The sequence below is a fragment of the Rhodococcus sp. LW-XY12 genome, assembly GCF_019317345.1.
Taxonomy (GTDB): Bacteria; Actinomycetota; Actinomycetes; order Mycobacteriales; family Mycobacteriaceae; genus Rhodococcus; species Rhodococcus pyridinivorans.
In genome coordinates, this window is sequence record NZ_CP079225.1 from 1,299,857 (window position 1) to 1,325,069 (window position 25,213).

Below are 25,213 nucleotides of genomic sequence, written 5' to 3' on the forward strand. Positions count from 1 at the left end.
GCCTTCACCCCGCCTTGGCGACCAGCGCGGCGTGTTCCGCCGCGACCTGCCGTGCCACGACGTCCTCGTCGACGGTCCGGACCTCGTCGCGGACGACCACCTCACGGCCGTTGATCAACAGCAGTTCGAGAGGCGGTGTGCTGCCGAGGACGAGGGCCGCGACCGGGTCGGCGATGCCGGAGTGGGCGAGGCCGTCGATCCGCCACAACGCCAGATCGGCGAGCTTGCCGGGCTCGATCGATCCGATCTCGTCCTCGCGTCCGAGGACCCGGGCGCCGCCGATGGTGGCGAGTTCGAGGCTCTGCCGCACCGTCATGGCGCGGGGGCCGCTGCGGGCACGGGCGAACAGTGCGGCGTGGTGGGCCTCTTCGAGCATGCAGCACGACTCGTTGCTCGCGGCACCGTCGACGCCGAGGCCGAGCGGCACGCCCGCGGCGTAGAGGTCGGCGGCGCGGGCGATGCCGGCACCGAGCCGGGCGTTCGAGGTGGGGCAGTGGGCCGCACCTGTACCCGACGCGGCGAGCACACCGATGTCACGGTCGTCGAGGTGCACGGCGTGCGCGTACCAGACGTCGGGTCCGGTCCAGCCCAGCGACTCCATGTACTGGACGGGCTTGCATCCGAACTTCTCGAGGCAGAAGTCCTCCTCGTCGAGGGTCTCGGCGAGATGGGTGTGCAGCCGCACCCCGAGATCGCGGGCGAGCAACGCGGACTGCTTCAGCAGCTCACCGGTCACCGAGAAGGGCGAGCACGGCGCGAGCGCGACCCGCAACATCGAATCGAACGACGGATCGTGCCAGCGGTCGACGGCCTCGCGGCTGCCCTCGAGGATCGCGTCGATGTCCTCGACGATGTGATCGGGCGGCAGACCCCCGGCGCTCGCACCGAGGTCCATCGACCCGCGGCAGGGATGGAAGCGGATACCGACCTCGGCCGCTGCGGCGATCTCCGCGCCGAAGACGTCACCGCCCTCGCGGGGCACGACGTAGTGGTGGTCGGTGCTGGTCGTGCATCCGGTGCGCACCAGATGCGCGAGTGCGCCCTTGGCCGCGACGTGCACGGCGTCGGCGTCGATGCCACCCCAGACTGGATAGAGGGTGGTGAGCCATTCGAACAGGGTGTGGTCGGCGGCGAGCCCACGCGTGATCCATTGGTACAGGTGGTGGTGGGTATTGATCAGGCCGGGGGTGAGCACGCAACCGGTGCCGTCGACGATCTGCGCATCGTCGTAGCCGGTCGGTTCGCCCGACCCGACCGCGACGATCCGGTTGCCGGAGACGACGACATAACCGTCGCGGTGTTCGGCGCGGGCGGCGTCCATGCTCACCACGTGTGCGCCGCGGATGACGAGCGGCCGGGTGGTGGGATGCGCGTGCATAGTCGACTCCTCGGATCGTCGGGAGTCTTCAGTCAACTGCGCCGAACAGATGTACCTCTGCGGCAGCACGCACGAAACACCTCGGAAATCCGCGGCTCGTACTGTGCGATCGTCCAAGACAGTCACCAGGAGGTGAACATCGTGCTTCTTCGAGATGTGGTGGAGGCGCCGGGGCTGGGAATCGGTGTACTGCACGGCGACGCGGAGGCCCTGAGCCGTCCCGTGCTGCGCGCGTGCACCACCGACATGCCCGACCCCACGCGCTACGTCAGCGCAGGCTCGCTCGTGTTCACCGGCCTGGTGTGGCGACGCTCCGTCGAGGACTCCGACCTGTTCGTCAAACGGCTCGTCCGAGCGGGGGTGACGGCGATGGCCGCCGGCGAGGCCCTGCACGGCCGGGTACCCGACGACGTGATCGAGGCGTGTGCACGACATCGCATGCCGCTCCTGGTCGTGCCCGACGAGGTGCCGTTCAGCCGGGTCATCGAATACATGACCGGGCATATGGCCGGAGCCCGGATGGATCGTCTGCAGACGGGACTGGCACGGCAGCGGCAATGGCTCGCCGCCGTCGCCGACGGTCGGAGTGTGGGGGAGCTGCTCGACGGACTCGCGCAGCAGCTCGGGGTGGAATCGGCGCTGATCACCTCCACAGGCGTGACGGTCGCAGGAGGTGCTGAGCTCGACGACGCCGAACTCGACCGGATCACCGCAGCAGCGTTGACCGCCGACCGCTTTCCACTGCGGCTCGACGGTGACTTCACCGTCCTGCCGGTGGGACGCGGACTGACGGACCGGATCGACGCGTGGTTCCTGGTGATCCGGCACGACGAGAGCGGACCGGAGTGCGTCGAGGCGTTCTCCGAACTCGCCGCGGTGGTCGCTCTCGATCGGATCCGGCGCGACGAACGGCGCCGGGTGGCATGGGAGATCACCGACCGGACCCCGACCGTGCGCGCTGCGGACTCGCGGGTCGCGGTGGTGGCCGAAGCCGAGGGCCGGATCTCGCCGGACGTCCTACGCGGTCTCGTCGAGGACGTCCTGGACGGAGCGGTCACGTCGATCGACGCGGCGAACAGGGTGGTCGCCCCGGCGATCGGCAGCGACGTCGACGTGGCACGGCTGTTGAGCCGACGCCTCGGGCGTCTCGCGCCGGCGTTGCGCGGCGACCGGATGTTCGTCGGTGTCGGCGGGCAGAGTTCCGACGACGACCCGGCCGGCGCGGTCCGCGCGGCGGCATCGGCATGCGCTGCAGCACACAACGATCCGGGTCCGGTGTCGGTGCGACGTGCCGAACTCGATTCGGCGCTCGACCTGTTGTCGACCCTGCCCGACGAACTGCGTCGCGCCTACGCCGACCGGCTGCTCGGGGACGTCGTCGAACACGACCGACGCACCGACGCGGGTCTGCTCGCGACCCTCGAGGCATTCCTCGATTGCGACGGATCGTGGCGGCGCACGGCCGATCGACTGCACGTGCACCTGAACACGGTCCGCTACCGCATCGGGCGAGTCGAAGCGCTCACCGGGCGTTCCCTCGCGCGCACCGGTGACCGCTTCGATCTGTATCTCGCGCTGCGTTCGTTGGAACCCGCTCTCGCGTGAGCGGTATCCGTTGTCGTGCCGCGTGAGTGGTCACATGGCGCCGGTGTAGGGCTCCCAGGCGATGCCGGCATCGGGGGCGTCCTCGCGCAGCACGCTCGCCTGGATCAGTCCGTAGGGCCGGTCGTCGGCGTGGAAGACCTCACCGGCGTTCTCGACTCCGAAACGTGCCAGGTCGTAGAGGAAGTGGTGCTTGTTCGGTGCGGACAGGCGGATCTCGGCGATCGATGGGTACCGCTCGAGCACGGCGCGGCCCATCTCGTACAGGCTCTGTTGCAGGGCCTTCGAATGCAGGTTCGCGAACACCTCGAGAAGGGTGGCGCGCACGCCCGCGTAGACGGTGTCCCAGTCGACGTCGGTCGATGCGAACCGCCAGCGCGCCTGGAGGCTCGTCGCCATGATGCGATCCTCCGCCGGTTCGAGAACGGTGTACGGGTCGGTGAGGAAGCCCTGGAACTCCGAGCCGGTGGACTTGAGGACGACGAGATCCTTCAGGCCGCAGACCACCCATTCGCGTCGGTCGGTCCCGGTGCCCTCGACGGTGATCGCGGCGGTGCGGACCTCGGATCCCTTGCGCGTCCAGGTGTGGTCGTGCTCGGCGCCGTCGACGACGACCCGCTCCCAGGCGTACTCCTCGATCTCGATGCGCGCCGAGCGGACGGGTTCGACGTCGTCGACGAAATGCCGCGCGAGCGCGAGGCCGTACTCCTCGACGAACTCGACGCCCTTCTCCTTGGCGTAGGAGTAGATGGTCTGCTTCTGGCTGTCGGTGGGCAGCACCGTGCCCTGATCTCCCTCGAGATGTGCGGCGTCGAAATCGCCGTGCAGGCAGGACGAGACGTTCAGGTCGCGGATCTCGTGCCGGTCGGTGTCGCGCACGATGCGCACCACCCGATTCTCGGCCTTGCCGTAGCGGTGCGGTCCGAGGACGATCTTGCCGGTCAGTTCGGTCATGGTGGTCAGCTCCCGCGGTAGGTGGAATACGAATAGGGCGACAGGAGGAGCGGCACGTGGAAGTGGCTGCTGCCCTCCGGGATACGGAAGGTGACGGTCACCTCCGGATAGAAGGACGCGACTCCGCGGCGCGAGAACCAGTCACCGGTGGCGAAGGTCAGGTGGTAGGTGCCCTCGGGCAATGGATCGGTGAAACCGGTGAGACGACCGTCGTCGTCGGTGACACCGGCGCCCAACGAGGTTCCGTGCATATCGGTGAGGGCGACGCGCAACCCCACCGCGGGGGCACCGGCCGTCGCGTCGAGCACGTGGGTACTCAGGGTGTTCATGCGCGGCTCCCTGCGGTCTCGATGACGATCCGCTCGAGGCGGAGTCGGGTGATCTCGGCGAGCGCCGCACGCATCTCGGCTTTCTCGCTCTCCGGGTCGTTGTCGAGGCGACGCTCGAGGATCTCCAGCAGTTCCGGGGCCGTGCGGCCGGCGGCGCGGACGAGGTAGACGTGCCCGAACCGTTCCTCGTATTCGCGGTTGCCGGCGGCGAGCCGGTCGAGGATGTCGGCGTCGGCCGTGGCGACGGCGGACTGCTCGCGACGGGAAGCAGCGTGTTCGCTGCGTTCGCCGATGCGCGGGTGGCCGGCGAGGGCGTCGGTGAGGTCGTCACCGTCGAGGTTCTCGGCCGCGGCAGCGGCGGCGGTGAGCAGCACGGTGCGCGAACCGAACGGGCGCGCTGCGACGACGGAGTGTGCCCATGTCCGGCTCGAACAGCAGTCGAGCAACAGAGCGACGGCCTCGTCCTCGGGCATCGCATCGAACCGGGCCGTTGTGAGCTGCACGGACCCTCCTTTCGTCGGTGCATTCGATACTGTCCGGTGGGCGTGCGGCGGGGGAGGTGCAAGCGCTACAGAGTTCGGTTCGCCGCGGGTGCGCCGGTTGGATGATCGGCCAACGAGGTGGTTGCGTCTTGAACGTTTTCCTGGAATAGTTCCAGTTATTGGATTTATTCCAGAAGAAGTGGGCGACCCGGGTGGGGTCGCAGGGTTGAAGGAGTGATCACATGTTCACCGCCGACCGTCCTCGAGCAGTGACGCTTCCGCCGGTCGTGCTCGGCGGACTGCGACCTCTCTACCGGCAGATGGTCCGCAACAACGTTCCGGCCGCATCGTTCGAGCACACCGCCGGACGGGCCGTCTTCGACGTCTGCCTGATCGCGGGGGAGCACGGTCCGCAGCTGCAGGTCCGCGCCCGCGACTTCGGGATCGACTTCACGCTCGCGATGACCACGCATTTCCGTATCGCGCCCGTGATGAGCGACGACCAGTACCGCGCACTGTGCGCGGTGCTCACACCCGGCGCCGAACCGGCACCAGGCATCGTCCTCGACTTCCTGCAGCAGGTGGTCGTGCAGTCGCCCGCGGTGCTCGCGCGGACGCACACTTGCGCTGCTTGAGTCCGAATTTGCTCGTCCTGTGGACATGAGCACACGCTCCGGCAGCGTGTTTCTGTCCGCACGGTGCGCACATCCACCCGAACGCGAACGGCCCGGCAGAAAATCCTGCCGGGCCGTTCGGGATAGTGCGTCTACAGCGAGTCGGGTCTACAGACCGGGTCGCTTGCCGACCGTGAGCGTGACCTCGCCGGTGTGCGCGAAGAAGTCGTTGCCCTTGTCGTCGACGACGATGAATGCGGGGAAGTCCTCGACCTCGATCTTCCAGACCGCTTCCATGCCGAGCTCTTCGTACTCGACGACCTCGACGTTCTTGATGCAGTCGAGCGCCAGACGCGCGGCCGGACCGCCGATCGAACCTAGGTAGAAGCCGCCGTACGTGTGGCATGCGTCGGTGACCTGCTTGGAGCGATTGCCCTTCGCGAGCATCACCATCGAGCCACCGGCGGCCTGGAACTGGTCGACGTAGGAGTCCATACGACCGGCCGTCGTCGGGCCGAACGAACCCGACGCCAGACCCTCGGGGGTCTTCGCCGGACCGGCGTAGTAGACCGGGTGATCCTTCAGGTACTGCGGCATCTCCTCACCACGGTCGAGGCGCTCCTTGATCTTCGCGTGCGCGATGTCGCGCGCGACGACCAGCGGACCGGTGAGCGACAGGCGCGTCTTGACCGGGTGCTTGGACAGCTCGGCGAGGATCTCCGGCATCGGCCGGGTGAGGTCGATCTTGACCGCGGCACCCTTGCCGGTGCCCGAGACGCCCGACGTCTCGGAGTCGAGCTGGCTGTCGGTGACCTCGGGCAGGAACTGACCGGGGTTGAACTCGAGCTGCTCGAGGAAGACACCCTCGGGCGTGATCTTGGCCTTGGCCTGGCGGTCGGCCGAGCAGGAGACGGCGATCGCGACGGGCAGCGACGCGCCGTGGCGCGGCAGGCGGACGACGCGGACGTCGTGGCAGAAGTACTTGCCACCGAACTGCGCGCCGATGCCGATCTTCTGGGTGAGCTCGAAGACCTTCTTCTCGAGTTCGAGATCGCGGAAGCCGCGGCCGGTGATGGCACCCTCGGTGGGCAGCTCGTCGAGGTAGTGCGCCGAGGCGTACTTGGCCGTCTTGAGCGCGAACTCGGCGGAGGTGCCGCCGACAACGATCGCGAGGTGGTAGGGCGGGCACGCCGCGGTGCCGAGCGACCGGATCTTGGCCTCGAGGAACTGCATCATCGAGTCCGGGTTCAGAATGGCCTTCGTCTCCTGGTACAGGTACGACTTGTTGGCCGATCCGCCGCCCTTGGCCATGAACAGGAACTTGTAGGCGTTCTCGTGGCCCTTCGCGGTGTCCGCGTACAGCTCGATCTGCGCCGGCAGGTTGTTGCCCGTGTTCTTCTCGTCCCACATCGTCAGCGGGGCGTTCTGCGAGTACCGCAGGTTCAACTTCGTGTACGCGTCGTACACACCGCGCGCGATGGACTCCTCGTCGTCACCCGGGGTGAGCACCTGCTGGCCGCGCTTGCCCATGACGATGGCGGTGCCGGTGTCCTGGCACATGGGCAGCACGCCGCCGGCGGCAATGTTTGCGTTCTTCAGGAGGTCGAGCGCAACGAACTTGTCGTTGTTCGACGCCTCGGGGTCCTCGAGGATGCTCGCCAGCTGCTTCAGGTGATCCGTGCGCAGGTAATGGGAGATGTCGTGCAGCGCGGTCTCGGTGAGCAGGCGCAGGGCCTCGGGTTCCACCTTCAGGAAGGTGCGGCCGTCGGGTCCTTCGACGGTGGACACCCCCTCGGTGGTCAGCAACCGATACTCGGTGGGGTCTTCCCCGATCGGCAGCAGGTCCTCGTAGAGGAAGTCGGCCATTGTTTCTCCTGGAAGAGGGCTGGTGATCGCCGTACACGTTAGCGGCGCCGGCGCAAGGCCTTGACAACGGGGCATGTGACGGACTCGACCTGCAAACTCGATGTGACCTGCGTCTCGCGACTTTCGGCGGCGTGTTTATGTCGCCGACGACCGGAAATCCCGGAAGGAAGTCGAGGCCGGAGTGTTCGCCGTCACGGCGGCCGGCAGGCCCCGATCCGTACACTTGACCGGATGTTCGAGAGTTTCCGGAGGGATCGCACGTGACCGTAGAAATCGAACGGTTGCCCTCGCCCGAGACCGGACGCCTGCCGTCGCTGGCCTGGCTTTCCCGTTTCCACGCCTGGATCGATCTCGCCGTCGTGATCGCGGTGCTCGTCACCACCAACCTGATCGCCCACTTCACCACGGCGTGGGCGTCGATCGCGACCGTGCCGATCGCAGCATGCGTGCTGGTCGCGATGATGCGTCGACGCGGCATGCGCTGGTCGGAACTCGGCCTCTCACCCCGGCACTGGAAGAAGGGGACGCTCTACTCGGTAGCAGCCGTGGCCCTCGTCCTGGCGGTGGTGGCGATCGGCATCGCCCTGCCGTTCACCAGGCAGTTCTTCCTCTCCGAGCGCTACGCCACGATCTCCGGTGCCCTCGTCGCCTCGATGATCATCATCCCGCTCCAGACCGTCATCCCCGAGGAACTCGCCTTCCGCGGGGTGCTCCACGGAACCCTCGAGCGAGTGTGGGGCGCACGCGGGGTCTTCGCCGCGGGATCCCTGCTGTTCGGGCTGTGGCACGTCGCCTCGTCGTTCGGTCTCACGGCGGGTAACGCCGGCCTCAGCGCCTTCCTCGGTGCCGGGCTGCTCGCGCAGATCGCCGGCATCGTCGGCGCGGTGATCGCGACCGCCGCCGCGGGCTTCGTCTTCACGTGGCTGCGTCGTCGCAGCGGCAGCATCCTCGCGCCCATCGCCCTGCACTGGTCGCTCAACGGCGCCGGTGCCCTCGCCGCCGCGCTCGTCTGGCACGCCACACTCAACTGATGGCGCTGGCGGTCTGTCTCCTGTTCGACACCGAGACCGACCGCGCGATCCGGCGCCTGTGGGGCCGGCTCGAGGAGAGCGGCATCCCGACCCTGCTCACCCACACGCACCGCAAGCACGTGCCGCACCTGTCGTACGCGGTACTGCGGACCTACGACCGGGCCGCCGTCGTCTCGGCCCTCGAGGGCGTGCCCGACGGGGGACCGGTCCCGGTCTACATCGACACGCTCGGACTGTTCCGGCGCGGCCGGGCGTCGCTCGTGCCCGCCCCCTCGTCCGAACTCGTGCAGCGACAGGACCGCGTCGTGCGGGTCGTGGAGACGACGGGAGCGGACCTGCACCGCTACTACGTCCCGGGACGCTGGACCCCGCACTGTTCGCTGAGTCCCCGAACCCGGCGTGAGGAACTCGATCGTCTGGGCGCGGTCGTCTACGACGTGCTGCCCATCGAAGCGACACTCGATCGCGCGGTGCTGATCGACACCGCCACCGGCGAGCACACGCCGCTACGGATGATCCCGTGAGGGAAACTCACTCCTCGGGGTTCTCCACCCACGGTCCGTACGGGGGTGGGCCCTCGCTCTGGATCTGCAGGCCGAAGTGCGGACAGTGCTTCCACACGTAGCCGTGCAGGACGTGTTCTTCCGACGTCGCGGTGTTCATCAGTACGAGGTCGCCGCTGGGGCGGTGTTCGAGGGCGAAGCCGGACTCCCGCTGATCGAGAACCCACCATTTCGCAGTGCTCATGTCGGTGTCCTCCGCATGATCCGCTCGGCAGACGCGCACCTCCCACGTTAGCGCGGAAACCGTTCGTGATCGGCCGATTCGGCGATCACGATCCGTTCAGGACCCGGGCCGTCGCCTCGTCGGCGGGATAGAACGCCTCGATCGCCAGTTCCGACACCGTCACGTCGAGCGGGGTCCCGAAGAGGGTGGTCGTGCTGAAGAACGACAACTCGCCGGCCTCGGTCCGCAACCGCATCGGCACGACCAGCGAATGCGGTTCGATCTCCTCCACCGGATCGTCGCAGGGATAACCGGCGAGTTCGTCGTACAGGCGCAGCAGGACAGGGTCGGCGGTCGCACCGATCTGGTGTTGCAGCCGGGCGAGCAGATGACCGCGCCACTGCCCGAGATCGACGATGCGCGGCGCCAGTCCCCGCGGGTGCAGAGTCAGTCGCAGCACGTTGATCGGCGGTTCCAGCAGTTCCGGAGCGCACCCCTCGACGAACACCCCGACGGCGTCGTTGGAATCGACCATCGTCCAATGCCGGTCGACGACGAGTGCGGGAAAGGGGTGGTGCGACGACAGGATTCGCGTGATCGCGTCGGAGATCGCCGCCATCGGCATATCGCCGAGGTGATGCTCGGGGTAGACAGGCGCATGTCCCGCCGCGACCAGAATGGTGTTGCGTTCGCGCAGCAGGATGTCCAGCCGGTCGCTCAGCTTCAGCACGGTCGCGCGTGACGGGCGGGACCGGCCGGTCTCGACGAAGCTGAGATGCCGCGACGAGATGCCGGCGGTATGGGCCAGGGTGAGCTGGCTCAGGCCGCGGCGCTCGCGCCATGCCCGCAGCAGGGCGCCGGCGTGGGGAGTGTCGACCGTGGTCATGCACCCGACAGTAGAGCCGGCGGGGAACGGCCACCATTACTTCCGGGGTAATCGATTCCGTGCACGACGCGACGCAGGGTGGTCCCCATGAACGCATACGCAGTGGCTCATCTCCGCAACGTCGACCTCAACGACGACATCGTCCGGTACATCGAGACCATCGACGACACCCTCGCCCCGTACGACGGACGCTTCCTCGTCCACGGCGTCGACCCCGAAGGGATGGAAGGACCCTTCGAGGGGAACCTCGTGATCATCGAATTCCCCGACGTCGACCGTGCCCGGTCCTGGTACGAATCCCCGGAGTACCAGGCGATCCTCCCGCTGCGCACCGAGAACTCCGAGGGATGGGCGGTCGTCGTGCAGGGCACACCGCCCGGCTACCGCGCCACCCACTTCCTCGACAAGGTGTTCGGCGCTCAGCGGTAGTTCAGGACAGGATGCCGGCCGCCCGGGCCGGTTCGGCGTAGGCCCGCGCCAGCGACTCCACCGTCTCGTGGGCGTTCAACCCGCTCGGATTGGGCACCACCCACAACGGGACGTCACCGATCGTGTCGTCCTGCCGCCCGGCCTTCGCCTTGCGCCGGCCGAAGGCCGCGCGGTAGGCGGTGATGCCCGCGACCGCCACGGCGCGAGGGCGGAACTCCGCCACCACGTGCGCCAGATGGCGTCCGCCCTCACGCAGTTCCTCGTCGGTGAGCTCGTCGGCGCGGGCCGTCGCACGCGGCGCCAGGTTCGTGATGCCGACACCCCGCTCGAGCAGGTGATCGCGGTCGGCGTCGCTCATACCGGACGACGCGTCGATCGGCCGGTCGACGATGCCGGCACGGAACAGGGCGGGGTAGAAGCGATTTCCGGGCCGCGCGAAGTGGGCTCCCGTCGCCGCGGTCCACAATCCCGGATTGATGCCGACGAACAACAGGCGGCAACCGGGCGCGACGAGATCGGGGATCACCGCATCGCGGAAGGACTCGAGTTCGGCTCGTGTGAAACCCATCCACCCAAACTAGCCGGAGCGACGCTCAGTCCGGCGGGAGCCAGGCTCCGTGCAGGCCGGCCGGGACACGGATCGGCAGACGGACCCGCGCGATCGGCCCCGAGGCCGGGTCGGTCTCGGGGAAGACGAGGAACCAACTCGTCATGTCCGCCCGATCGGTCGCGATCGCGCCCCAGTAGCCGCCCGAATCACCCGAGAGATAGGCGGGTTCGCCGGGGGAGAGGGTCTCGTGTGCCCAGACTGCTTCGGTCCCGGACGCCACATCGAACCAGAACAACGAATCAGCTGCTCCCGCAGGGAGTTTCTGCGACCTGCTGCGCCCGATGGTCGCGACGACAGAGTGGCCGAGGGTCATCGACCGGTCGTCGATGCGGGGGAACTCGATGTCTCGTTCGTGCAGGGTCGTGCGGGTCACCCCGTCGCGACCGATCACGGCGCGTCGCAGGACGGACCGGTTCGGACCTGCCTTCTCGGTCAACGCGCCCGGATACGCCCACTCCACGTAGTCGAGCGCGACGTCGCCGTCGGGCAGGTCGAAGGCGTTGGCGGTGTGCCACATCCAGAAGGTGTCGGTCGAGAACCACCGCACCGCGCCGCCGTCGCGGGGGACGAGCGCGACACGCGTTCCGAGATCCGGCTTCCAGTCGAGCGGCGACCCGCCGGAGAAGATCTGCGAGAGATCGAACACGAGCGGGGCCAGGACCAGAACGACATAGGTCGGCGTCAGTGCCATGTCGTGGATCATCAACGGCCGGTCCATGCCGTCGATCGGGGTGGGCGCGCGCGTCACCGTCCCGTCCGGTGCGACCACCGACCAGGTCAGATACGGCGGGTCGAGCATGTAGCAGAAGGCGACCATCTCGCCGGTGTGCGGATCGATCTTCGGGTGCGCCGTCAGCCCGACCGGCAGGGTTCCGTCGAAAGTCTCGCGTCCGAGCGTCTCGAGGTCGGAACCCAGGGTGTACGGTGGCGCCGCTTCGGCCATCGCCATGAGCCGCCCGCCGTGCCGGACGATGTTGATGTCCGGCAGCTCGCGCATGGTGTTCGCCAGGTCGGGCCCGACCTCCTCCTCGGGAGGGAAGTACGGATCGGTGATGCCGGCCCACAGAGCGCGACCGGCCTTCTCCTCCGCGACGACCTGCGGGGTCCGCACGAACCTGTTCGTGTAGCGCGCGGTGCCCCCGGCGATCTGCACGCGGTGGACCATGCCGTCGCCGTCGATCGGGTAGACGTAGTGACCGATCGGGTCGAAGCGCGGATTGGGTCCGTTGCGGAGATAGCTTCCGTGCAGATCTGCGGGCAGTTCCCCGTGGACCTCCAGCTCGCGGACGTCCACTTCCTCGCGTTGAGGCGCGAACAGGCCACTGAGGTGCGGATGGTGTGCCAGGTCGACAGGCGCCGGACGTTGCATGACGACTCGCTTCGGTGGAGGCGATTCTTCTGTGGGGCAATCGTAGGACCAGGAAGGGCGATCGGTTCGTGATTCGGCGCGCCCGATCCCACACCCACGGACGGGGACCGTGCATCGGATAGGGTTGTTGCCTACGTGCAGGACTGATAGTGCGGCCGCGACGTTAGGGGAAGGTGTGCAGCGCCGGAACGCGATCGGAAACTCCGTCCGGAACACCGGAGGTGACGAGGCCACGTTGCCGCCGTACACGGATCTTCTCTGGCCGACCGTGCAGGCGGTGATCGAACTCGGCGGATCCGGTGTCATCGAGGAGATCGATTCCGCCGTGATCTCCCGGACGGGACTGTCCGAGGCCGCACAGGCGGTACTCCACGGTGACGGCCCCGGAACGGAGATCGAATACCGGCTGGCCTGGGCCCGGACTTACCTCAAGGGCATGGGTCTGCTGTCGAATACCCGCCGCGGTGTGTGGAGCGTGACCGACCGTGGCCGCGCCGTGCGCGAGTCGGAGATCAAGCCCATGCAGGTCGCGTACACGGCCGAGAAGCGTCGCAAGCGCATGGTGCGGAACGTCTCGCAGGGTGCCCAGGTCGTGCCGCTCGCAGCCGCCCCCGAGGATCCCGAACTGTGGCGCGAACCCGTCCTCGGTGCCGTCGCCGACCTGTCGGAGGACGGTTTCGAACGGCTCGCCACCGCGGTACTGCGCGCGGCCGGATTCACCACCCTGACGATTCCGGCCCCGGGCGGATCCCACGCCCCCGAGGGCGCCGGTCACGTCGAGGGCACCGGTGTCCTGCGCGTATCGCTGCTGAGCTTCTCGGTGTTCTTCCGTTTCCTGCGGGCACCGGAGAAGGCGGGTGCCGACGTGGTCCGCGAGTTCCGTGCCGCGATGGTCGGGCGGGGCGAGAAGGGTCTGCTCGTCGCCACCGGATCGTTCACCGAGGACGCGCGCGCCGAAGCCCACCGGCACGGCGCCCCGCCGATCGATCTCGTTGACGGCGACGGGTTGTGCGATCTGCTCAAGGAGCACGGTCTCGGTGTCCGTTCCACGGTGCGGACGGTCGAGGACGTTTCCCTGGTGCCGGCCTTCTTCGCCGAACTGTCCGGCCGCTGACCTCGTAGCGCCGTTGCGGATATCGCCTGCCGCGACCTGTCGAATTCTCGGTGTGGCCGGTGGGACGGCTGTGATTGTGATGCAATACGGCGGACGTACAGACGGCAATACGAAGGACAGGTTGCGATGAGCCTTTCGCGGCGGGACATGTTGCGGTACGCGACGCTCGGATCGGGCGTCGCGTTGATCTCTGCGCTCGGCGCACCGGGTCTGGCTCAGGGACGCCCGGTGCTCGGGACCATCATCGACTACTCGGCCGCCGTACCGTCGCCGTCGTCGATCCGCGCCGCCGGCCATATCGGCGCCATCCGGTACGTGTCCGATGCGCGACCCGATGCCGCCTGGATGCGCGCCAAGCCGCTCACCGGACGGGAAGCGGATGCGCTGCTCGACAGCGGACTCGAAGTGGTCTCGTGCTACCAGTACGGCAAGGCCGCGACCGCCGACTGGCTGGGTGGTTACGAGGCGGGGCTGAAGCACGCCCGGCGCGGCCTCGACCTCCACTACGCGGCCGGTGGCCCGGAGAACCGGCCGATCTACGCCTCGATCGACGACAACCCGACCTTCGAGCAGTTCACGCTCCATGTCGTGCCGTATCTGCTGGGCTGGCAGGAAGTGGTCGGCGCCGGAAATCTCGGTGTGTACGCCAACTCGCCGACGATCGACTGGGCGTCGGCGGTCTCCCTCGGGTCCTTCTACTGGCAGCACGATTGGGGCACGCCCAAGGGCTACGTGCATCCGCGGGCGAACCTGCACCAGATTCCGGGCGAGGTCCGGATCGAGGGCATCGGCGTCGACATCAACCACGTGCTCACGCCCGACTACGGCCAGTGGTCGCTCGCCGGCAGCGCACCGAGTTCCGACCCAGGACTGCCGGGCAGTTAGCGATCCGGTCGGGTGTCGTCGACGGGTCGCACGGAACGGCCCGGCGGCGGGATGAGGATCGTGAAGACCAGTCCCACCACCGCCGCCCCCGTCGCCACCAGGAAGGTGGCGCGGAACCCTTCGAGTGCGGGCACCACGGAGTCGCCGATGCGCTGGGTCATCACTGCCAGCATCACGCCCACCACCGCTGCGGCACTCGTCGTGCCGATGGACCGCATCAGGGTGTTGAGGCTGTTGGCCGCGGCGGACTCGCGTAGCGGCACGGCACCCATGATGAGTGCGGGCATCGCGGCGTAGGCGAGGCCTATGCCGGCGCCGATGAGCATCGACGCGCCGACGATGTGCCAGACCTCCTGGTACAGCACGTACGCCATCAGATAGCCGAGGCCTACGAGCACTGCGCCGCAGCCGAGGGTCACGCGGGCGCCGAACCGCGTCGTGATGCGCGCCGAGACGGGGGACAGCGCCATCATGACGAGTCCGGCGGGGGCGAGCGCGATCCCGGCGGTGACCATCGTCTGCCCGAATCCGTAACCGGTCTCCGTCGGTGCCATCAGCAGCTGCGGGAACGCCAGGATGTTCGAGTACATCGAGAAGCCGATCGCGACCGACGCGAGATTCGTCATGAGGATCGGTCGGCGGGCCGACAATCGAAGGTCCACGAGCGGACGCGATATCCGCAGTTCGTACAGGCCCCAGCCGACGAACACCACGAGTGCCCCGGCGAGCATCCCGAGGGTGGCCGGGGCGGTCCAACCCCAGTCGTTGCCCTTGGTGACCGGCAGCAGCAACAACACGAGGGCGACGGAGAGCAGCAGCGCCCCGGCGATGTCGAAACGTCCCGGATTGCGGTGCGACGACTCGGGCACGACGAACAGGATCGCGGTGATACCGACGAGGCCGAGGACCAGCGACGCGACGAACAGCATGTGCCAGTCGGTCGCCTGGGCGACGAAGGCCGCGGCCGGTAACCCGATCGCACCGCCCACACCCATCGTGGCGCTGATGGTGGCCATGGCGCCCGGGAGTCGTCGGGAGGGCAGCTCGTCGCGCAGGATCGCGATCCCGAGCGGAATGGCGCCCATCGCGGCGCCCTGCAGCGCCCGCCCGACCACGAGCGGGACGAGGGTCGCCGCGAGCGCGCAGACCGCCGAACCGAGCACCATCAGCGAGAGCGAGGTCAGCAGCATCCGGCGTTTGCCGAACATGTCGCCGAGGCGACCGCTGATCGGGGTGACCACCGCGCCGGCGAGCAGAGTCGCCGTCACGGCCCAGGACGTGTCCTCGGGAGTCGCGCCGACGAGCACCGGCAGTCGGGGGAGGATCGGGACGATCAGGGTCTGCATGAGCGCGACGCTGATACCGACGGTCGCGAGGACCGGCACGATGCCGCGCGGGGCAGGAACCTCCCTGGTGGAGAGCGGTGTCTCTACGGCCATGCGGCTCCTCGGTCCGGGGCCGGGGTGACGCGGCCTACGACGACAATTTGTGCGCAATACGAACGACGCTGCCATCGTTGTCTAACACGGCAGGGCCGTCGATCCCTAGTACCCTCACCCCGTCCGGTCCTGCGTGGCCGTTCGACCGGCGTCCGGTGTCAGGACTGACAATGCTTGTCGGGCTCGGATTCGTCGACGGTGATCGAGAGCGGCGGATGCTCGTCGGGGGCGGCATGATCGCCGCGCCACGCCAGCAGCGACCAGCGCGACAGCCCGGACAACGCCGAACCGAGACTCGCGAACGACAGTGAGGACAACGCCGAACCGAACGACCCGACGGAGCCGATGGACAGGACCGACCCGCAGCTACCGATCGACAGGATCGAGTACGAGGAACCGATCGACAGGATCGACCGCTCCGAGGCGATCGACAGGATCGAGCGGTGAGAGAGGAGCGAGCGCCGGGAGTTCACGGACGCGGCGCCGGCCAGGTGCCGCAGACGACTCTGCTTCGACGGGATGCGCGCCGCGGTGAAGGCCATGCTCCGGTCTATCACGCCCGGCGGAAGGCCGCCGGGAGAAACTCCCGGCGGCCTTCCGTGAGTACGTGAATCAGGGAACGGCGACGAGACCCACGGTGGGCAGGAAGGTGCACGAACGCGGATCGGCGCCCTCGTCCTGCGTGGTGATTCCACCGGAGATCACGGCAAGGACCTGACCCGAACCGGTGTCGGCGATCGCGCTCAGCGTGGTCGGGCCGTCGGGGTTGATCTTCGCGTCGTTGGTGAGCGGTTGCGTGCCCGTGCGTCCGTTGGAGACGTTGACCCAGCTCAGGGTGAGCGGCTGTTGCTGTTCGCCGGCGGCGGGTGCGGTGCCCAGCGCGGTGAAGACGAAGCCGGTCTGGCCTGCGCCCGGTCCGGGAGGGGGAAGGTGCGACGGACCCGCGACCGCGAGGGCGGTGCCCACGGAGTCCTGGCTGTCGCCGATGCAGCCCTTGCCGATAGTCGGGTAGAGGAACTGCGAGATCACCACGGCGCCGGGCTCGGGGATCTCGGGTCCGCCGCCGCCGCTGCCATCGAGGAAGGTGATGACGCGCTGGAGCGTGCTCTTCACCGATTCGGGGAGCTCGGAGTTCGCGAGCAGTTCCTTGGCCTGCGCCAGCAGGTCGTTCTTGCCGTCGGCCGCGTCGGCGACATCGGCGGGGCCCGCGGCCGCACCGATGATCGCGGGCGCGAGGGAAGCCAGGGCCTCGGCCTCTTCGGGGTTCGCCCGGACCCCGGCGAGCAGGTCGGTCAACGACTCTACGGAAAGATCAGCGGGAATCTCGAACTGGGGCAGTTCGATGAGCCCTGCCAGGTCCGGCAGTACGGGTGGCGCCGGTTGCGCGACGGCCTGCGTAGGCACGGCCAATCCCGCGGTGGCGGCGAGTGCGCACAGCGTGAGCGCCCGTCGCATTCCTCGAGTACGAAGCACTGTTCCCCATCCTTGTCGTTGAAGCATCCGGTTGTTCGGGACGAACGACCGGATGCTGACGGCTCGAGGAGACACTCTATGGACCCCCCGCACACGGGACAAGCCTGCCGTTTCGGAACGGCGCGCCCATCGCTGGTTCGGGATTCTAACCACGGGGTGTTCCGTCCCTCGGATCCTGTCGAACATAACGCGTTCGACCTGAGAAGATTGTGACTGTAGATGAAATCGTTACGGGAGTGAACTCCGGTTCGTTTGCATGCCTATCGGAACGGTAATCTCCTTCGCCGGGTCCGGTTCACCGGACGGACGTTCGACGGGAGAGGCCGCACCGCAGTGCCACGAGGGTTTCCTTCGCACCGGATGTGGTGGTGCGCGGCGTTACTGGCGCTGTCCGTCGTCGTCCGGATCGCCTGGGGATTCATCACTCCCAACGGCATGAACCTCGTCGACCTGCACGTCTACGTCGACGGATCGGCCGCTCTGCTGCAGGGCGACCTCTACGGGTTCACCTATTCGGAGGACACCCCCGACTTCCCCCTGCCGTTCACCTATCCGCCCTTCGCCGCGCTCGTCTTCCTGCCCCTGCACCTGATCCCGTTCGGAATCCTGGGCGTGGCCTGGCAGCTGCTGACGGTCGCGGCGCTGTTCGCCGTCGTGTGGATCTCGCTCGAACTCGTCGTGGACGCGCGGGCACGGAGCCGGTCGTGGGTCGGTGTCGCGATGCTGTGGACGGCTGCGGGCATATGGACCGAGCCGGTACGCACGACCCTCGACTACGGCCAGATCAACGTCTTTCTCGTCCTCGGCGTGATGCTCGCGGCCCGCAGTTCCCGGTGGTGGCTGTCGGGTGGGCTCGTCGGCGTGCTCGCCGGGATCAAGCTCACGCCTGCCATCACCGGCCTGTACTTCCTCGCGCAGCGACGCTGGCGCGAGGCGGTGTTCTCCGCGGTCGTCTTCGTGGGGACCGTCCTGGTGAGCCTGCTCGTGCTCGGCTCCCAAGCCGCCACCTATTTCGGGTCCCTCTTCGGCGACGCGGATCGGATCGGGCCGGTCGTGTCGGTGTGGAACCAGTCGCTGCGCGGAGCGCTGGGTCGTATCGCGGGTGAGGACGTCGGACTCGGGCCGGTGTGGCTGGTCGGCGTCGTGGTCTGCGCGGTCCTCGCGTTCGCGGCGTGGCGGTCGCTGGAACCGCTGCCCGACGGAACGCGCGACCGTCTCGGCACGCTGCTGATCGTGCAGCTGTTCGGCCTGCTCGTCTCGCCCATCTCGTGGGTCCACCACTGGGTGTGGGTGGTCCCTTTGCTGCTGTGGCTTCTCTACGGACCCTTGGCGCGGTCGCTCGGAGCCCGCATCGTCGCCGCGTGCTGGGCCGCGGTCACGCTGATCGGCGTTCCGTGGGTACTGAGTACGGCGCAGAACTCGATCTGGGATGTCGAACGTCCCGCTCCGCTCGCCTGGCTCGGCGCCGTCAACGTGGTCGGTGTCCTCGCCGTCTACGTCGTCGTGATCCTCGCGGCCCGGGGACGTGAGGGGCAGGACGAACGGGTGACTACAGACCCGAGCGCCGTGCCTCCTCGTCGATCCGACGCGCAAGAGCCGGATCCGACTCCGTGATGCCACCGGCGGAATGCGTGCTCAACGCGAAGGTCACCTTCCGCCACCTGATGTCGATGTCCGGATGGTGATTCGCCTCCTCGGCGACGACGGCCACCCGGTCGACGAGTGCGATCGCGTCGGGGAAGGTGGGCGCCTCGATGGTGCGGACCAGCGACTGTCCCGCGCGGTGCCAGTGCGGCAACTCGGCCAGCGCGGCGTCGATCTCTCCGTCCGTCAGCAGCTGGGACATGACTCATTCTGGGACGATGCACGTCATGTCTGCAAGCACATCGTCCGCGAGTACACCGGCGCCCGACGGGCACGTCGTGGCCGGCGCCGTCATCCGGGACGGACGCGTGCTGCTCGCCCAGCGCACGCGGCCCGTCGACCTCGCGGGCCTGTGGGAGTTGCCCGGAGGCAAGGCGGAACCGGGGGAGAGCGTGGAGGCGGCGCTCGTGCGGGAGCTGAGGGAAGAGCTCGGTGTCGAGGTGCGCGGTGCGGAGCGACTGGGGGTCGCGGTGCCGTTGGCCGGAGGTCGCGAGTTGTGTGCCTACAGGGTCGAACTCGTCTCGGGTGATCCCGAGCCGCTGGACCACGCGGCGTTGCGGTGGGTCGACGCGGACGAACTCGGGGAGGTCGATCTCGTCCCGGCCGATCGTGCGTGGATTCCCGATCTACGCGAACATCTGCGGCGCTGAGGTCATACGGCGCATGCCTGGTGGTCAGGCGGCGCGGGCCTTGTCGAGATACTTGCGCAGTTCCTTCTTGCTGAGCCCGTCGTTCTCGACCTTCTTCATGCGCATGACGACGACGGGGCATTTGAGGCACCGCGTCTTCTTGCGGCAGCACTTCTTCTTCGGCTTCAGGCCTGCGACCTTGCTCGCCTTCACCTTCCCCATACGTCCCGCCTGCCTTCCACGGTCCAGCGCGCGGCGAATCACCGGCGGGCGAAGGTTAGCATCCCCTTACTCACGGACCCAGGGGTGCATGTGGTGCCGGATTCGGCGGTTACGTCTCCTGGGGGAGTGTCGAGCGTCACCCCGATCGTCGCCGACCTGCGGGTATCTGATGAGGTAGAAGCGGCGACCGACGAACGGCCTGTAAAGTGTATTGACGGCCGCAGTGCCTGCACGCCGAGAATCGGACGGGGCAGGTAGCTCGCAATCTCGCGTCGCGGCCATCGAGACGAACGCCGTACGGGCGAGGTGCCGACCGGGTCCAGTGCCGTGTGGCCGGACTACAGCCAGGAGAGCTATCGCGTGAGCACCGCTGATTTTCGGAACGTCGCCATCGTGGCGCACGTCGACCATGGAAAGACCACTCTCGTCGACGCCATGTTGCGCCAGTCGGGCGCGTTCGCCGAACGTGCGGAACTCGTCGACCGGGTCATGGACTCGGGCGACCTCGAGCGCGAGAAGGGCATCACCATTCTCGCGAAGAACACCGCGGTGCACCGTCACCACCCGGACGGCACCGTCACTGTCATCAACGTCATCGACACCCCCGGCCACGCCGACTTCGGCGGTGAGGTCGAGCGCGGCCTGTCCATGGTCGACGGCGTCGTCCTGCTGGTCGACTCCTCCGAGGGCCCGCTGCCGCAGACCCGCTTCGTGCTCCGCAAGGCGCTCGCCGCGTCGCTGCCGGTGATCCTCGTGGTCAACAAGACCGACCGCCCGGACGCCCGCATCGCCGAGGTCGTCGAGGAGAGCCAGACCCTGCTGCTCGACCTCGCGTCCGACCTCGACGACGAGGCCGCCGAAGCCGCCGAGCTCGCCCTCGAGCTGCCCGTCCTCTACGCCTCCGGTCGTGAGGGCAAGGCCTCGAAGAAGCAGCCCGAGAACGGCCAGGTCCCCGACGCCGAGAACCTCGACGAGCTCTTCGAGGTCCTCATGGAGTGCATCCCCGCACCCAAGGGTGATCCGTCGGCGCCGCTGCAGGCCCACGTCACCAACCTCGACGCCTCCGAGTTCCTCGGTCGTCTCGCGCTGCTGCGCATCCACCAGGGTGAGCTGCGCAAGGGCCAGACCGTCGCGTGGATGCACGCCGACGGCGTCAAGAACGTCAAGATCACCGAGCTGCTCAAGACCGTCGGTGTCGAGCGGCAGCCGGGCGAGGTCGCGGTCGCCGGCGATATCGTCGCCGTGGCCGGCATCCCGGAGATCATGATCGGCGACACGCTCGCCGATCCGGAGAACCCGGTGGCGCTGCCGCGCATCACCGTCGACGAGCCGGCCATCTCGATGGTCATCGGCACCAACACCTCGCCGCTCGTCGGCCGGGTCAAGGGCCACAAGCTCACCGCTCGCATGGTGAAGACGCGGCTCGACTCCGAGCTCGTCGGCAACGTCTCGCTGCGCGTCCTCGACATCGGACGCCCCGACGCGTGGGAGGTGCAGGGCCGAGGCGAACTCGCCCTCGCCATTCTCGTCGAGCAGATGCGCCGTGAAGGCTTCGAGCTGACCGTCGGCAAGCCGCAGGTGGTCACCCGCACCATCGACGGCAAGCTCCACGAGCCCTACGAGGAGCTGACCATCGACAGCCCCGAGGAGCACCTCGGCGCCATCACCCAGCTGCTCGCGAACCGCAAGGGCAAGATGGTCCAGATGACCAACCAGGGCACCGGCTGGGTTCGTATGGAGTTCATCATCCCGTCGCGTGGTCTGATCGGTTTCCGTACCGACTTCCTCACGGAGACCCGCGGCACCGGCATTTCCAACGCCATCTTCCACGGTTACGCGCCGTGGGCCGGCGAGATCCGCGCCCGCCACACGGGTTCGCTCGTCTCCGACCGTGCAGGCTCGGTCACCCCGTTCGCGATGATCCAGCTCGCCGACCGCGGCACCTTCTTCGTCGAACCGGGCAGCGACACCTACGAGGGCCACGTCGTGGGCATCAACCCGCGCGCCGAGGACCTCGACATCAACGTCACCCGCGAGAAGAAGCTCACCAACATGCGCTCTTCGACCGCCGACGTGATGGAGACCCTCGCCAAGCCGATCGAGCTGACCCTCGAGGCAGCGCTCGAGTTCTGTGCTGCGGACGAGTGCGTCGAGGTCACGCCGGAGGACGTGCGCGTGCGCAAGCTGCACCTCTCGCAGACCGACCGTGCGCGTGCGCGGTCGCGGGAGAAGGCCCGTAACAAGTAGTCCAGGTGTGGGGTGGCCCCGGCGAGCGCATGCTGGCCGGGGCCACCCACGTACCACCTGCCTCACGGAAGGAGCCCGAGTGTCGCGTACGCGCGCTCGTCGCCGACTGATCGGGGCGACGGCCGGCCTGGCCGTGGCTGCGCTGGTCCTCACCGGTTGCACCGCCGACCCGCCGCCGCCCATCGAGCAGACGGAGCCGACCACGACCCCGGCTCCCGCTCCGAAGCGCAGCACGGTGGTGGTCGCGATCGACGAGGTCGGTTCGGGCTTCAACCCCCACCTGCTCGCAGACCAGTCGCCCGTCGCGAACGCCGTTGCCGAACTCGTGCTCCCGAGTGCCTTCCGGGCCGTGCCCGATCCGGAGAATCCCGCTGCAGCACTGTGGGTTCCGGACGACTCGCTGCTGCTGTCCGCGGAGGTCACCGACGAGGCGCCGTTCACCATCACCTACCGCCTGCGCGACGAGGCCCAGTGGTCGGACGGAGCGCCGATCGTTGCCGAGGACTTCCGGTATCTGTGGCGGCAGATGATCACCCAGCCCGGCGTCGTCGATCCTGCCGGCTACCGCCTCATCGACGACATCCGATCGTCGGGCGGAGGCAAGATTGTCACCGTCACCCTGCGCGAGCCGTATCCGGCCTGGCGCGAACTGTTCACGAATCTCTTGCCCGCCCACCTGGTCAAGGACACTCCGGGTGGCTTTTCCACCGGCCTGTCCGAGACGATTCCCGTGTCCGGAGCGCGATTCCACGTCGACAACGTCGATCGGGGGCGCGCCGAGGTGCTGCTCGAACGCAACGACCGGTTCTGGGGCACCCCGGCCGGACCCGACGAACTGATCATGCGCCGCGCCGGCACCGACGCCCAGGTGACCGAATCGGTGCGCAGCGACGACGCCCAAGTGGTCCAGAGCGCGGGCGGTGTCGCTCTCGAGGCGCAGCTCGCCGCCGTGCCGGGTGTGCGGACCGGCGTCCAGCTCCAGCCGCGCACCCTCGATCTGACCCTCAACACGCGCACCGCCGAACTCGCCGACCCGGTCGTCCGGCGAGGCATGCTCGACCTGCTCGACCCCGAGCTGCTCGGACTTGTCGCCACGGCCAACAGCACCGGGGTCGTGCGGGCGCGGGCCCAGGTGCTCGCGCCGTCCGATCCGGGATACACCGACACGATGCCGGCGCGTCTGTCCCGGGAGCAGGCCCTCGGACGTCTCGCCGAGGCCGGATATCTACCCGTCCCGCCTGCGGTGCCCCCGGTGCCGACGGACCCCGGCGCACCCGGCCCCGAAGCGCCGGAGGCCGCTGCACCGGAGACGAGGGCATCCGAGACGGCGGCATCCGAGACGGCGGCATCCGAGACGGCGGCGCCGACGAGCGCGACTCCCGGACCGAGAACCCCCGACGGGCCGGCCCTGCCCGAGGGCACCCTGGCCCGGGCCGGCGTGCCGTTGACGCTGGTCGTGGGCGTGCCGGAGGGTGACGAGACCGCCCGCGCCGTCGCACGCACCGCCGTCGACCTGTGGCGTGGCGCCGGGATCGACGCATCGGTCGACGAACTTCCCCCCGACGAGCTGTACGGCGAAGCCCTCGTCGAGGGCACCGTGCACGCGGTCGTCGGCTGGATGCGTGCCGGTGGAGACCTTGCCACCGCCGCGCTGTCCCGATTCGGATGCGTCCCGGTGGCCGCAGCACCCACCGTGGCGGGGGAGGACCTGCCGACCGTGCCCGAGTCCGACCTCCCGGCGCAGCCCGACGCCCCCGGGACGGCGGAGGCGGCACAGTCGTCGGACCCCGCGACCACCACGCTCGACGAGGACGACGTCGAGGAACGTGAGGATGCGCTCGCAGCGCAGCTCGAAGCTCCGAGCAACCTCTCGGGTGCGTGCGATCCCGGTCTCGAACCCGATCTGCTCGCTGCACTGAACGGCACCACCGACCCGGCGAAGGTCGTCGCCGACGCGCAGGCCAGGCTGTGGGATCTCGCGGTGAATCTGCCGATCCTGCAGGACCGGGCCGTTGTCGCCGCCGGTCCGGGCGTCGAGAACGTCTCGCTGACAGCCGCCGTCGCCACCGGTATTCTCGGCGACGCCCATCTGTGGGGAAGGACCACACCGTGACCGATGCTCCGGGAGCTCTCCCCGACGTTGCGGATCGACGACTTCTGCTCGTCCACGCCCATCCCGACGACGAAACCCTCACCACCGGCGGCACCATCGCCCGGTACGTCGCCGAGGGCGCCGAGGTCACCGTCGTGACCTGCACGCTCGGTGAGGAGGGCGAAGTGATCGGCGACGAGTGGGCCCAGCTCACCGCCGACCGCGCCGATCAGCTCGGCGGATACCGCATCCTCGAACTCACCCGGGCGCTCGACGCGCTCGGCGTCGAGCGACCGCGTTTTCTCGGCGGTGCCGGGCACTGGCGCGACTCCGGGATGGCGGGCACCCCGTCCGCCGACAATCCTCGCGCCTGGGTCAACGCCGACCGCGACGAGGCGATCGAGGCGCTCGTCGCCGTGATCCGCGAGACGCGTCCGCACGTGGTCGTCACCTACGACCCGTTCGGTGGCTACGGGCATCCCGACCACATCGCGGTGCACGAACGGGTGACCGCGGCCGTCGAAGCGGCCGGCACCGAGGACTATCCCTCCGCCGGGGCGGCGTGGACCCCCGCGAAGGTGTACTGGACCGTCGCCGAACGGTCCGCGCTCGAACGCGGCATCGCCGCCATGGGCACGCTGCCCGACGGCTGGCGCCGACCGGAGGCCGGCGAACTGCCGAGCGTGCCCGACGACGAGGTCACCACCGTCGTCGACGTCCGCTCGGTTCTCGACGCGAAGCGGACCGCGATGGCCGCGCACACGACCCAGGTGCTGGTCGCGGAGGACGGCGAGCAGTTCGTGCTCTCCAACCTCGTCGCCCAGCCCGTCTTCGACCAGGAGCACTTCGTGCTCGTGCGCGGGCAGCTCGGCCTGACCGACTCCACGGGACGAGAGGACGACCTCTTCTCCGGCATCGGCTAGTGTGACCCGAGTCATCAACGAGGCCGTGGGTGGTTCGCGTCACCCGTCCTCGCGTACCACGCAGGCACACCGTCAGGGGGTTGTCGATGTACAACTGGTCCGTCCAGAACCAGATCGTCGCGTTCGTGGAGTCGTTGAGGCCGTACGCCGACGAGATCCGGGCCGACTACTGGCACGCTCTGTACTCCTTCGCCGACCAGCAGAGCGCGCTGCTCACCATGCTCGGATACCCGCCGGTTCCCTGACGTCCCGTGCGTGGGTCGCGGATG

At 68.5% G+C, this 25,213-nt stretch carries 27 protein-coding genes; 13 read left to right on the forward strand and 14 right to left on the reverse strand.

All coding sequences use genetic code 11. The features are described from left to right. Nucleotides 1–4: 4 nt before the first annotated feature. Nucleotides 5–1,378 carry an 8-oxoguanine deaminase gene (locus tag KXC42_RS06140; RefSeq protein WP_033097281.1) on the reverse strand — a complete coding sequence of 458 codons (1,374 nt, stop codon included), beginning with the start codon at nucleotides 1,376–1,378 and terminating at the stop codon, nucleotides 5–7. 141 nt (nucleotides 1,379–1,519) lie between these two features. Between KXC42_RS06140 and KXC42_RS06145 the strand changes: the two genes are divergently transcribed. Further along, nucleotides 1,520–2,983 (forward strand): PucR family transcriptional regulator, encoded by a 1,464-nt coding sequence (locus KXC42_RS06145; RefSeq protein ID WP_257235724.1) that lies wholly within the window; start codon nucleotides 1,520–1,522, stop codon nucleotides 2,981–2,983. Nucleotides 2,984–3,013: 30 nt separating this feature from the next. Here the strand turns inward: KXC42_RS06145 and pucL are convergent, their stop codons facing one another. The 3 genes from pucL to uraD are packed head-to-tail and all read right to left on the reverse strand — an operon-like array spanning nucleotide 3,014 to nucleotide 4,766. Next, entirely contained in the window at nucleotides 3,014–3,934 is a 921-nt protein-coding gene (gene pucL, locus KXC42_RS06150; RefSeq protein ID WP_219130034.1) for a factor-independent urate hydroxylase, read from the reverse strand. Nucleotides 3,935–3,939: 5 nt separating this feature from the next. Then, nucleotides 3,940–4,263 (reverse strand): hydroxyisourate hydrolase, encoded by a 324-nt coding sequence (uraH, locus tag KXC42_RS06155; protein ID WP_219130035.1) that lies wholly within the window; start codon nucleotides 4,261–4,263, stop codon nucleotides 3,940–3,942. Beyond that, a complete protein-coding gene (uraD, locus tag KXC42_RS06160; protein WP_006550602.1) occupies nucleotides 4,260–4,766 on the reverse strand; it encodes a 2-oxo-4-hydroxy-4-carboxy-5-ureidoimidazoline decarboxylase in 507 nt (168 codons plus the stop codon). Before uraD ends, uraH begins: the two co-directional genes overlap by 4 nt. 221 nt (nucleotides 4,767–4,987) lie before the next feature. On the opposite strand from uraD, the gene KXC42_RS06165 reads away from it, so the two are divergent. Then, the gene (locus KXC42_RS06165; protein WP_006550601.1) at nucleotides 4,988–5,380 is read left to right on the forward strand and encodes a hypothetical protein; all 393 of its coding nucleotides are present in this window, start codon (nucleotides 4,988–4,990) and stop codon (nucleotides 5,378–5,380) included. A gap of 147 nt (nucleotides 5,381–5,527) precedes the next feature. Here the strand turns inward: KXC42_RS06165 and KXC42_RS06170 are convergent, their stop codons facing one another. Continuing rightward, nucleotides 5,528–7,225, reverse strand: coding sequence for a fumarate hydratase (locus tag KXC42_RS06170; RefSeq protein ID WP_019288028.1), 1,698 nt, complete (start codon nucleotides 7,223–7,225; stop codon nucleotides 5,528–5,530). A 281-nt stretch (nucleotides 7,226–7,506) separates the two neighbouring features. Here KXC42_RS06170 and KXC42_RS06175 point away from each other — a divergent pair, with 281 nt between their 5' ends. Both KXC42_RS06175 and KXC42_RS06180 read left to right on the forward strand, forming a co-directional pair. Further along, on the forward strand, nucleotides 7,507–8,256 hold the full coding sequence (locus tag KXC42_RS06175; RefSeq protein WP_228045102.1) for a CPBP family intramembrane glutamic endopeptidase: 750 nt from the start codon (nucleotides 7,507–7,509) through the stop codon (nucleotides 8,254–8,256). Then, the gene (locus KXC42_RS06180) at nucleotides 8,256–8,780 is read left to right on the forward strand and encodes a 2'-5' RNA ligase family protein (RefSeq protein WP_039586329.1); all 525 of its coding nucleotides are present in this window, start codon (nucleotides 8,256–8,258) and stop codon (nucleotides 8,778–8,780) included. Before KXC42_RS06175 ends, KXC42_RS06180 begins: the two co-directional genes overlap by 1 nt. 7 nt (nucleotides 8,781–8,787) lie before the next feature. Here KXC42_RS06180 and KXC42_RS06185 read toward each other — a convergent pair whose 3' ends face one another. Together KXC42_RS06185 and KXC42_RS06190 are read right to left on the reverse strand one after the other, a co-directional pair. Continuing rightward, nucleotides 8,788–9,003: a hypothetical protein gene (locus tag KXC42_RS06185; protein WP_026061451.1), complete on the reverse strand. Its 216-nt coding sequence runs from the start codon at nucleotides 9,001–9,003 to the stop codon at nucleotides 8,788–8,790. Nucleotides 9,004–9,088: 85 nt separating this feature from the next. Next, entirely contained in the window at nucleotides 9,089–9,868 is a 780-nt protein-coding gene (locus tag KXC42_RS06190; protein WP_219130036.1) for a helix-turn-helix domain-containing protein, read from the reverse strand. 87 nt (nucleotides 9,869–9,955) lie between these two features. Here KXC42_RS06190 and KXC42_RS06195 point away from each other — a divergent pair, with 87 nt between their 5' ends. Next, nucleotides 9,956–10,297 (forward strand): DUF1330 domain-containing protein, encoded by a 342-nt coding sequence (locus tag KXC42_RS06195; RefSeq protein WP_006550595.1) that lies wholly within the window; start codon nucleotides 9,956–9,958, stop codon nucleotides 10,295–10,297. A 1-nt stretch (nucleotide 10,298) separates the two neighbouring features. On the opposite strand, the gene mug is transcribed toward KXC42_RS06195, so the two are convergent. Next, nucleotides 10,299–10,865, reverse strand: coding sequence for a G/U mismatch-specific DNA glycosylase (mug, locus tag KXC42_RS06200; protein ID WP_019288033.1), 567 nt, complete (start codon nucleotides 10,863–10,865; stop codon nucleotides 10,299–10,301). Between the two features lie 25 nt (nucleotides 10,866–10,890). Beyond that, complete coding sequence (locus tag KXC42_RS06205) at nucleotides 10,891–12,276, reverse strand: carotenoid oxygenase family protein (RefSeq protein ID WP_064060637.1); 1,386 nt, start codon at nucleotides 12,274–12,276, stop codon at nucleotides 10,891–10,893. 175 nt (nucleotides 12,277–12,451) lie between these two features. On the opposite strand from KXC42_RS06205, the gene KXC42_RS06210 reads away from it, so the two are divergent. After that, on the forward strand, nucleotides 12,452–13,390 hold the full coding sequence (locus KXC42_RS06210) for a winged helix-turn-helix domain-containing protein (protein ID WP_006550592.1): 939 nt from the start codon (nucleotides 12,452–12,454) through the stop codon (nucleotides 13,388–13,390). A 126-nt stretch (nucleotides 13,391–13,516) separates the two neighbouring features. Then, complete coding sequence (locus KXC42_RS06215; RefSeq protein ID WP_219130037.1) at nucleotides 13,517–14,275, forward strand: DUF1906 domain-containing protein; 759 nt, start codon at nucleotides 13,517–13,519, stop codon at nucleotides 14,273–14,275. Here KXC42_RS06215 and KXC42_RS06220 read toward each other — a convergent pair. From KXC42_RS06220 to KXC42_RS06230, 3 genes are all read right to left on the reverse strand, one after another. Then, a complete protein-coding gene (locus KXC42_RS06220; protein ID WP_219130038.1) occupies nucleotides 14,272–15,714 on the reverse strand; it encodes an MFS transporter in 1,443 nt (480 codons plus the stop codon). The genes KXC42_RS06215 and KXC42_RS06220 overlap by 4 nt on opposite strands. Nucleotides 15,715–15,872: 158 nt before the next feature. Further along, a complete protein-coding gene (locus KXC42_RS06225; RefSeq protein WP_019288039.1) occupies nucleotides 15,873–16,256 on the reverse strand; it encodes a hypothetical protein in 384 nt (127 codons plus the stop codon). Between the two features lie 70 nt (nucleotides 16,257–16,326). After that, nucleotides 16,327–17,169 (reverse strand): hypothetical protein, encoded by an 843-nt coding sequence (locus tag KXC42_RS06230; RefSeq protein ID WP_019288040.1) that lies wholly within the window; start codon nucleotides 17,167–17,169, stop codon nucleotides 16,327–16,329. A 378-nt stretch (nucleotides 17,170–17,547) separates the two neighbouring features. Here KXC42_RS06230 and KXC42_RS06235 point away from each other — a divergent pair, with 378 nt between their 5' ends. Beyond that, the gene (locus tag KXC42_RS06235) at nucleotides 17,548–18,801 is read left to right on the forward strand and encodes a mannosyltransferase (RefSeq protein ID WP_019288041.1); all 1,254 of its coding nucleotides are present in this window, start codon (nucleotides 17,548–17,550) and stop codon (nucleotides 18,799–18,801) included. On the opposite strand, the gene KXC42_RS06240 is transcribed toward KXC42_RS06235, so the two are convergent. Further along, complete coding sequence (locus KXC42_RS06240; protein WP_006550586.1) at nucleotides 18,737–19,033, reverse strand: 4a-hydroxytetrahydrobiopterin dehydratase; 297 nt, start codon at nucleotides 19,031–19,033, stop codon at nucleotides 18,737–18,739. The genes KXC42_RS06235 and KXC42_RS06240 overlap by 65 nt on opposite strands. Before the next feature lie 25 nt (nucleotides 19,034–19,058). Between KXC42_RS06240 and KXC42_RS06245 the strand changes: the two genes are divergently transcribed. Continuing rightward, a complete protein-coding gene (locus KXC42_RS06245) occupies nucleotides 19,059–19,481 on the forward strand; it encodes a (deoxy)nucleoside triphosphate pyrophosphohydrolase (RefSeq protein ID WP_024103420.1) in 423 nt (140 codons plus the stop codon). 24 nt (nucleotides 19,482–19,505) lie between these two features. Here the strand turns inward: KXC42_RS06245 and KXC42_RS06250 are convergent, their stop codons facing one another. After that, nucleotides 19,506–19,682, reverse strand: a complete 177-nt coding sequence (locus KXC42_RS06250) for a hypothetical protein (RefSeq protein WP_006550584.1) — start codon at nucleotides 19,680–19,682, stop codon at nucleotides 19,506–19,508. A gap of 360 nt (nucleotides 19,683–20,042) precedes the next feature. Here KXC42_RS06250 and typA point away from each other — a divergent pair, with 360 nt between their 5' ends. From typA to KXC42_RS06270, 4 genes are all read left to right on the forward strand, one after another. Next, a complete protein-coding gene (gene typA / locus KXC42_RS06255) occupies nucleotides 20,043–21,929 on the forward strand; it encodes a translational GTPase TypA (protein ID WP_006550583.1) in 1,887 nt (628 codons plus the stop codon). 79 nt (nucleotides 21,930–22,008) lie between these two features. Then, complete coding sequence (locus KXC42_RS06260) at nucleotides 22,009–24,042, forward strand: ABC transporter family substrate-binding protein (RefSeq protein ID WP_219130039.1); 2,034 nt, start codon at nucleotides 22,009–22,011, stop codon at nucleotides 24,040–24,042. Beyond that, on the forward strand, nucleotides 24,021–24,944 hold the full coding sequence (mshB, locus tag KXC42_RS06265; protein ID WP_050993397.1) for an N-acetyl-1-D-myo-inositol-2-amino-2-deoxy-alpha-D-glucopyranoside deacetylase: 924 nt from the start codon (nucleotides 24,021–24,023) through the stop codon (nucleotides 24,942–24,944). The genes KXC42_RS06260 and mshB overlap by 22 nt, the downstream gene beginning before the upstream one ends. Before the next feature lie 86 nt (nucleotides 24,945–25,030). Next, nucleotides 25,031–25,189, forward strand: coding sequence for a hypothetical protein (locus tag KXC42_RS06270; RefSeq protein ID WP_006550580.1), 159 nt, complete (start codon nucleotides 25,031–25,033; stop codon nucleotides 25,187–25,189). Nucleotides 25,190–25,213 lie beyond the last annotated feature (24 nt).

Coding starts and splice junctions, on each gene's coding strand:
- KXC42_RS06215 (WP_219130037.1), top strand. CDS start 13,517: ATGAGCCTTTCGCGGCGGGACATGTTGCGGTACGCGACGCTCGGATCG.
- KXC42_RS06230 (WP_019288040.1), bottom strand. CDS start 17,169: ATGCGACGGGCGCTCACGCTGTGCGCACTCGCCGCCACCGCGGGATTG.
- pucL (WP_219130034.1), bottom strand. CDS start 3,934: ATGACCGAACTGACCGGCAAGATCGTCCTCGGACCGCACCGCTACGGC.
- KXC42_RS06220 (WP_219130038.1), bottom strand. CDS start 15,714: ATGGCCGTAGAGACACCGCTCTCCACCAGGGAGGTTCCTGCCCCGCGC.
- KXC42_RS06165 (WP_006550601.1), top strand. CDS start 4,988: ATGTTCACCGCCGACCGTCCTCGAGCAGTGACGCTTCCGCCGGTCGTG.
- KXC42_RS06250 (WP_006550584.1), bottom strand. CDS start 19,682: ATGGGGAAGGTGAAGGCGAGCAAGGTCGCAGGCCTGAAGCCGAAGAAG.
- KXC42_RS06225 (WP_019288039.1), bottom strand. CDS start 16,256: ATGGCCTTCACCGCGGCGCGCATCCCGTCGAAGCAGAGTCGTCTGCGG.
- uraH (WP_219130035.1), bottom strand. CDS start 4,263: ATGAACACCCTGAGTACCCACGTGCTCGACGCGACGGCCGGTGCCCCC.
- KXC42_RS06190 (WP_219130036.1), bottom strand. CDS start 9,868: ATGACCACGGTCGACACTCCCCACGCCGGCGCCCTGCTGCGGGCATGG.
- mug (WP_019288033.1), bottom strand. CDS start 10,865: ATGGGTTTCACACGAGCCGAACTCGAGTCCTTCCGCGATGCGGTGATC.
- KXC42_RS06195 (WP_006550595.1), top strand. CDS start 9,956: ATGAACGCATACGCAGTGGCTCATCTCCGCAACGTCGACCTCAACGAC.
- KXC42_RS06235 (WP_019288041.1), top strand. CDS start 17,548: ATGTGGTGGTGCGCGGCGTTACTGGCGCTGTCCGTCGTCGTCCGGATC.
- KXC42_RS06170 (WP_019288028.1), bottom strand. CDS start 7,225: ATGGCCGACTTCCTCTACGAGGACCTGCTGCCGATCGGGGAAGACCCC.
- KXC42_RS06185 (WP_026061451.1), bottom strand. CDS start 9,003: ATGAGCACTGCGAAATGGTGGGTTCTCGATCAGCGGGAGTCCGGCTTC.
- KXC42_RS06270 (WP_006550580.1), top strand. CDS start 25,031: ATGTACAACTGGTCCGTCCAGAACCAGATCGTCGCGTTCGTGGAGTCG.
- KXC42_RS06205 (WP_064060637.1), bottom strand. CDS start 12,276: ATGCAACGTCCGGCGCCTGTCGACCTGGCACACCATCCGCACCTCAGT.
- KXC42_RS06140 (WP_033097281.1), bottom strand. CDS start 1,378: ATGCACGCGCATCCCACCACCCGGCCGCTCGTCATCCGCGGCGCACAC.
- KXC42_RS06240 (WP_006550586.1), bottom strand. CDS start 19,033: ATGTCCCAGCTGCTGACGGACGGAGAGATCGACGCCGCGCTGGCCGAG.
- KXC42_RS06180 (WP_039586329.1), top strand. CDS start 8,256: ATGGCGCTGGCGGTCTGTCTCCTGTTCGACACCGAGACCGACCGCGCG.
- KXC42_RS06245 (WP_024103420.1), top strand. CDS start 19,059: ATGTCTGCAAGCACATCGTCCGCGAGTACACCGGCGCCCGACGGGCAC.